The sequence below is a fragment of the Emticicia sp. MM genome, from assembly GCF_001649495.1.
This window is the reverse complement of sequence record NZ_LXHX01000003.1, coordinates 34,873-41,561: the sequence shown is the minus strand read 5'-3', so window position 1 is coordinate 41,561 and position 6,689 is coordinate 34,873. Positions and strand designations below refer to the sequence as shown.

6 protein-coding genes are annotated in these 6,689 nt (G+C 38.1%); 4 read left to right on the top strand and 2 right to left on the bottom strand.

Annotated features, from left to right (window positions below; genetic code table 11):
* The 3 genes from A6M55_RS00405 to A6M55_RS00395 all read left to right on the top strand — a co-directional run.
* Positions 1-918, top strand: a 918-nt coding sequence (locus tag A6M55_RS00405; protein WP_064196099.1) for a glycoside hydrolase family 43 protein, incomplete at its 5' end; no start/stop codon positions are given.
* Positions 919-990: 72 nt separating this feature from the next.
* Positions 991-1,854 carry an alpha/beta hydrolase gene (locus tag A6M55_RS00400; protein ID WP_064196098.1) on the top strand — a complete coding sequence of 288 codons (864 nt, stop codon included), beginning with the start codon at positions 991-993 and terminating at the stop codon, positions 1,852-1,854.
* Positions 1,855-1,935: 81 nt separating this feature from the next.
* Complete coding sequence (locus A6M55_RS00395; RefSeq protein WP_064196097.1) at positions 1,936-2,346, top strand: hypothetical protein; 411 nt, start codon at positions 1,936-1,938, stop codon at positions 2,344-2,346.
* 75 nt (positions 2,347-2,421) lie between these two features.
* On the opposite strand, the gene A6M55_RS00390 is transcribed toward A6M55_RS00395, so the two are convergent.
* A complete protein-coding gene (locus A6M55_RS00390) occupies positions 2,422-3,936 on the bottom strand; it encodes a glycoside hydrolase (RefSeq protein ID WP_064196096.1) in 1,515 nt (504 codons plus the stop codon).
* Positions 3,937-4,057: 121 nt separating this feature from the next.
* On the opposite strand from A6M55_RS00390, the gene uvrB reads away from it, so the two are divergent.
* On the top strand, positions 4,058-6,082 hold the full coding sequence (gene uvrB / locus A6M55_RS00385; protein WP_015029078.1) for an excinuclease ABC subunit UvrB: 2,025 nt from the start codon (positions 4,058-4,060) through the stop codon (positions 6,080-6,082).
* A 49-nt stretch (positions 6,083-6,131) separates the two neighbouring features.
* Here the strand turns inward: uvrB and ssb are convergent, their stop codons facing one another.
* Complete coding sequence (gene ssb, locus A6M55_RS00380; RefSeq protein ID WP_015029077.1) at positions 6,132-6,605, bottom strand: single-stranded DNA-binding protein; 474 nt, start codon at positions 6,603-6,605, stop codon at positions 6,132-6,134.
* Positions 6,606-6,689: the final 84 nt, after the last annotated feature.

The window sequence follows — 6,689 nt, the reverse complement described above, 5'->3', positions numbered from 1 at the left end:
TGGTACGCCGACCCCGAAGGTGTGATTCTGAACAAAGAATTTTGGGTTTTCCCGACATTCTCGGCCAAATATAAAGACCAAGTTTTTTTGGATGCTTTTTCTTCAAAAGACATGGTGAACTGGACAAAACACCCACGAATTATTGATACTTCTGCCATAAAATGGGCAAATAAGGCAATATGGGCTCCATCAATCGTGCAGAAAGGCAAGCAATACTTTCTGTTTTTCTCGGCCAATGATATTCAGAGTTCGGAGCGTAAAGGCTTCGGGCCGAATAATCCTGACAAAGATGATAAAATCGGGGGCATTGGTATTGGTGTGGCGTCTCGTCCCGAAGGGCCTTATAAAGATTATCTCGGCAAGCCGCTCATCAATGAGTTTTATAACAAAGCCCAACCGATTGACCAGTACGTTTTTCAAGATAAAGACAAACAATATTATATCATCTACGGCGGTTGGGGACGCTGCAACATTGCCAAACTTAACAGAGATTTCACGGATTTAGTACCCTACGAAAATGGCGATTTGGTTAAAGAAATCACACCCAAAGGCTACGTAGAAGGTCCAACGATGTTTATCCGCAAAGGAAAATACTACTTGATGTGGTCGGAAGGTGGTTGGACAAATGGCACTTATAAAGTTGCTTATGGGGTTTCGGACAATGTTTTTGGGCCATTCGAGAAAAAATCTACCATTTTGGTGGCCGACGAAGCAGTGGCAACGGGTGCGGGGCATCATTCGGTGATTAATATTCCGAATACTGATGACTGGTACATTGTTTATCACCGTCGCCCGATTCCTAATCTTGACCGTGACCACCGAGTAGTGTGCATCGACCGAATGTACTTTAACGAAGATGGAAGTATTAAGGATGTAAAAATGACCTTCGAAGGTGTTGGGAAGGTGAAGTTGAAGTAAAATTACCCAAAGAGATTCATTACCGTCTGCTTTAGCCGACGGCAACAAATTCAAAAACTCCCCTTATTTTCTATGAAAAACCTTTTACTACTTACAGCACTATTAGCCTTTTGGGGTAATCAATTACAAGCCCAAAACGATATTGAAAGCACTAAAAATATTGTCTATGCCCAAGATGGAGAGAAAAAACTTCAACTTGATATTTATAAGCCTAAAACCTTCAAAGAACCTAAGTTAATTATTTGGATACACGGGGGTGCGTGGCATTCGGGCAATAAAGAAAATCCACCTTTGGGGCTTTTGCCATTTGGATATGCCTTAGCAAGCATTGATTTTCATGCAAGCACCGAAAAACCTTTTCCTGCGAATGTGAATGATATTAAAGCTGCCATTCGTTTTTTAAGAGCTAATGCCAGTAAATTTGACTACAAAGCTGATAAAATTATTGTTTGGGGAAGTTCATCGGGTGGGCATTTAGCGGCTTTGGTAGCCACAACCAACAATAACACTGCTCTGGAAGGGAGCCTTGGAGATTTTACTCAAACATCCTCTGCTGTTCAGGGTTGTATTGACTTTTTCGGACCTACTAATTTTCTTACAATTCTCAATCAATCCACACCTCATGGCTTGAATGTACGTTTACCCGCTTTAGCTATTTTACTCGGAAAACCACTAGATCAAGCCAATGAATTAGCCAAATTGGCAAGTCCTGTCTATCAGGTTGATGCCAACGACCCGCCACTTTTTATAGTTCATGGCGAGCAGGATATTCAAGTACCAATCAATCAATCTATTGAATTATTGAGTGCTTATAAAGCTAAAAACCTAAAAGTTCAGATTGAGTTTATTCCAAACGCTGGTCATTCTGACCCAGCTTATAGTAAGCCCGAATTGATGGAAAAAATTGCTCAATTTTTAAAGGAAAACAATTTGTAAAAAGATTTTCAAAACATTTACGCAACCTTGGTCAAATAAACATCGTATTGAAAATATTGATGTATAGCTAAATGTTTTTTTATGAAAAATTTTTTAATTCTTTTCTCTTTTATAACCTTCTTAACAGCTTGTAGCACTGATGATATAAATAGCAGTAATAGTAATTCGGCAATCAGTGGCTCTTGGAAAGTAAAATCTTATATCGATAACAATAATCGTGACCGCACAGCTAATTATGCTGCCTATAGCTTTGAATTTAAGTCAACGGGTGAAATCATTGTTACGAGTAGTTCTAATAAATACAATGGTACTTATGCGACTGTGGTGGATAGCGGCAAACAAAAATTTAATATTGTTATTGCTACTTCAGATAATACGCTTGCAGAAATTAACGAAGATTGGATTTTGAGCGAGCAAACTGATACAACGTTAAAATTCACCAAATCAAGTGGTGGAAATGGCGGCACGAAAACATTGGTTTTTGGAAAATAGATTAGGTTGAATAAAATGCTTAAAAATTTAGTCATGTTTCGTGGCTAAATTTTTTTTTGCACTAAATTTTCAAAATCATAAGTTCATCACCAAAGTAACCACCGATTCTGCGGGTATTTCAATCGTTTTATCTTTTAATTGGCTATGAGCTAAATTCTTATCTTTAGAAGTAATATAAGCATCTATTTTTCGATTTTTAGGTAAATTGGGTAATTCAATTTGTTGATTTTGAGAAGCATTAACCACTACAATAATCATCTGTTTGTCATTCTTAAAGCCCGAAACCATCAAATCTTTATTTTCTATTTCAACTTTTATTCGCTGCATTTGAGGTCTAATAAATCTTGAAAAATTACCCAATGCCCAAAGCAACTTCGACTCATAAACTTCGCCATCAAACTTATTCGAATCGTTTTCATCTTTCACACCATTGTTTGAAACGTAAATCAAACCATCTTTATAATCATTGGCACTCACTGAAAGCCACCAATGCCAAGCCGAAGCATTGGCATACACCAAATCAGCATGAATAACTTTGGCTACATAAAGTGCAGTTTTCATGCTTAAATCTTGCCCTCCTCCTTCTATTTCACCAGCATTATCGCCTAAAACACAATATTCCGATTGCCAATAATTGATTTTTTGTTGCTGAATTTTAGCCGATAATTCTTGGCGTTTACTAATCAGTTCTTTGGTGGGCGAAGTGGTAAAATAACTGTGCCCACAGATAATTTTTTCAACCGAGTTTAAATTTCCAAGGTAGTTTTTGCTTGTTTCCAAGAAAAAATCTTCTATCTGATTATCTTGCCCAAACGAACTTCTATTGGTATTTGACTTATATAAATAATCTATCTGTGCACCTTCTGTCAGAACAATTTTAGTTTTGAGTTTACTTTCATTTAGCTTTAAATTCAATTTTCTTACTGCCCAAGCCAAATCATCATTGTTGATAGGCGTACCTTCTTGCGAGCCAAACCCCGATTTAGATTTAGGACCCCAATCCCATTGTGGTTCATTAAACGGACTGATATAATCAAACTTCAATTTCTCAGAAACTTTGTTCAAAAACTCAGTGAAATTATCTATTTTACTTTTATCAAAATTCCATTCGCCTAATTTGCCACTGCCAATTGCCAACCCATTTTTAGTCATCGAAACAGGAGCAGAATTCAGAAAACCCAGCGTATAATCAACGCCTCTTTGTTTGGCTGCTTCCAAAAACCATTGTTGACCTTGTTGTTTATTCCAGTTGTATTGTCCGTTTTCCAGAAAACATTCGGCTCTTCGCCACTCATTCGTAATCTTACTATCAATTCCTTGTTCTGTGCTTCCTGCCCCTACATTAAATCGCCACATCGAAAGACCAATTCCCTTCGGATTTCCATTTTTATCTAATTCTTTACTAAATAATAAATCGGCTATTTTTTCTCGTTTGGCTAAAGGATAATTTTTGCCAACCATTTGAATCGACCAACAATCAGAAGCACCAAAACTGTGCATGGTTTGAAAGGTAGTTTGGGCATCAATGTTTAGTTTTTGAGCGAAGGTAATTTGTGCGTATAAGCTTAAAATGAGGAATATTTTTTTCATGGAAATAGGGGGCATTGAAATGAAGGGGTGAAATTAACTTTTTTCTTTAAAGACAAGAAACTCTATCTATGAAAATGGTGTTTAACCAAAGATAAGCTATTCTCATCTCCTACTCAAAATTATGCAATATAAGCTAACATCTGAATACAAACCTACGGGCGACCAACCGCAGGCAATTGCCAAGCTCGTAGATGGTATCAAACGTGGCGAACGCTCACAAGTACTTCTTGGCGTTACGGGTTCAGGAAAAACCTTTACGGTAGCCAATGTTATTGCCCAACTTGATCGACCTGTACTTATTTTAAGTCATAACAAAACCTTGGCAGCTCAGCTTTATGGCGAATTTAAAGGCTTTTTTCCTGATAATGCAGTAGAATACTTCATTTCTTATTATGATTACTACCAACCAGAAGCTTATATTGCCACCACCAATACATATATAGAAAAAGACCTTTTAATTAATGAAGAAATTGATAAACTAAGACTCTCGGCAGTTTCTTCATTGATGTCGGGCCGAAGAGATGTGGTTGTTGTGGCCTCAGTTTCTTGTATTTATGGTGCAGGAAATCCAATAGAAATGAAGCGTAGTATCATGCAAGTAGGTGTAGGGCAAATCATTAGTCGCAATCAATTTCTTTATCGTTTAGTTGAAATTTTGTATTCTCGTACAGAAGGTGATTTTTTGCGTGGAAATTTTAGAGTAAAAGGCGATACTGTTGACCTTTACCCAAGCTACGCTGACTTTGCGTTTAGATTTATTTTCTTTGGTGATGAAATAGAGGAAATTCAACGTATCGACCCTTCAAATGGCAAGAAGTTAAGTTCAGAAAAACAAGTAGCTATTTTCCCAGCAAATTTATTTGTAACGGGTAGAGATGTCATGAATAATGCCATTCATCAAATTCAAGATGAATTGGTAAAACAAGTAAAGTATTTCGAATCTGATGGCCGTTTACTTGAAGCCCAACGTATTCAAGAACGCACAGAATTCGACCTTGAAATGATGCGAGAATTGGGTTATTGCTCAGGTATTGAAAATTACTCTCGCTATTTTGATAATCGTAACCCCGGTCAAAGGCCATTCTGTTTATTAGATTATTTTCCGGAAGACTACGTAATGATTGTCGATGAAAGTCACGTATCAATGCCACAAATTAGAGCCATGTGGGGCGGCGACCGCTCCCGCAAGGAATCTTTAGTAGAATATGGTTTCCGTTTGCCTTCAGCGATGGATAATCGACCACTCAAATTTCAAGAATTTGAAGATTTGGTGGGGCAAACCATTTATGTGAGTGCCACACCAGCCGACTATGAGATTCGTAGAAGTGAAGGCGTAATTGTTGAACAAATCATTCGTCCAACTGGCCTTCTTGACCCCGAAATCGAGGTACGTCCGAGTATTAATCAAATTGATGATTTACTTGAGGAAATTCACCTACGTGTGCAACGAAAAGAGCGTGTGCTTATCACGACGCTAACCAAACGTATGGCCGAAGAATTAAGTAAATACCTCGATAAAGTAGGTATCAAAGGCCGATATATTCACTCAGAAGTAAAAACTTTCGACCGTGTAGAAATCTTGCGTGAACTTCGTTTAGGCGTTTTTGATGTTTTGGTTGGAGTAAACCTTTTGCGTGAAGGCCTTGATTTACCTGAGGTTTCGCTTGTAGCCATTATGGATGCTGATAAAGAAGGTTTCTTACGTGATATTCGTTCTTTGATTCAAACCATTGGTCGTGCAGCTCGTAATGAAAATGGTAAGGTTTTGATGTATGCTGATACCATTACGGGTTCAATGCAGAAAGCCATTGACGAAACCAATCGACGCCGAGCCATTCAAATGGAATATAATGCCGACCACGGAATTGTACCGAAAACTATTTTGAAATCGAAAGAAGCCATTATGGAACAAACCTCGATTGCCGATAGCAAAGCTACAACCAAAATGTATTATATGGAGCCTGAGGTACAAATTGCAGCCGACCCAATTGTTGGCTATATGAGCAAACCTCAACTCGAAAAACTGATTGAAGAAACGCAACGAAAAATGGAACGTGCCGCCAAAGACCTCGATTTCTTGGAAGCTGCTCGCTACAGAGACGAAATTGTGCAATTGCGTGAAAAAATTAAAAGCACTCCTCAATAAAAAGGAGTGCTTTCAGGCTTTTGTGTTTCTTTAAAAGCGGGGGAAATCTTTAGAATGGCAAATCATCATCGCCACCTGCCATTTCTACTGGCGGAGGTGTTGGTACTGGAGCTGATTTAGGAGCATAGTTATTAGAACTGCTGCTACCGCTACTATATGATTGTCCACCTGAATCGGCAGCAGCATCACCACGGCGTCCACCTACTAATTGTAAGGCATTTCCTCTAATCTTTACAGTTGTACGCTCAATACCATCTTTATCCGTCCATTTTTCACTTCTAATTCGTCCTTCCACATAGGCGGTATCACCTTTTTTCAAGTATTGTTCGGCAATATTTGCTAGGTTATCCCATAGTTCAATTCTGTGCCACTCAGTTTGTTCTACACGTTCGCCGTTTTTATTATTATAACTTTCAGAAGTAGCGATACTAAAAGTTACTACTTTACCCCCACTCGGAAGGGTGCGAACTTCGGGGTCTGAGCCCAAATTACCCAATAAAATCACTTTATTTACTCCAGCCATTGGTATATATTTTTTGAAAATGTTTAATATAAATCTTGTTTTTATAATCCTCCTTATCTACGTAAATTTATAAAAAAGGTAACG

Excerpts from the sequence above, each read along its gene's own strand:
- A6M55_RS00400 (WP_064196098.1), top strand. The coding sequence starts at position 991 with ATGAAAAACCTTTTACTACTTACAGCACTATTAGCCTTTTGGGGTAAT.
- A6M55_RS00390 (WP_064196096.1), bottom strand. The coding sequence starts at position 3,936 with ATGAAAAAAATATTCCTCATTTTAAGCTTATACGCACAAATTACCTTC.
- ssb (WP_015029077.1), bottom strand. The coding sequence starts at position 6,605 with ATGGCTGGAGTAAATAAAGTGATTTTATTGGGTAATTTGGGCTCAGAC.
- A6M55_RS00395 (WP_064196097.1), top strand. The coding sequence starts at position 1,936 with ATGAAAAATTTTTTAATTCTTTTCTCTTTTATAACCTTCTTAACAGCT.
- uvrB (WP_015029078.1), top strand. The coding sequence starts at position 4,058 with ATGCAATATAAGCTAACATCTGAATACAAACCTACGGGCGACCAACCG.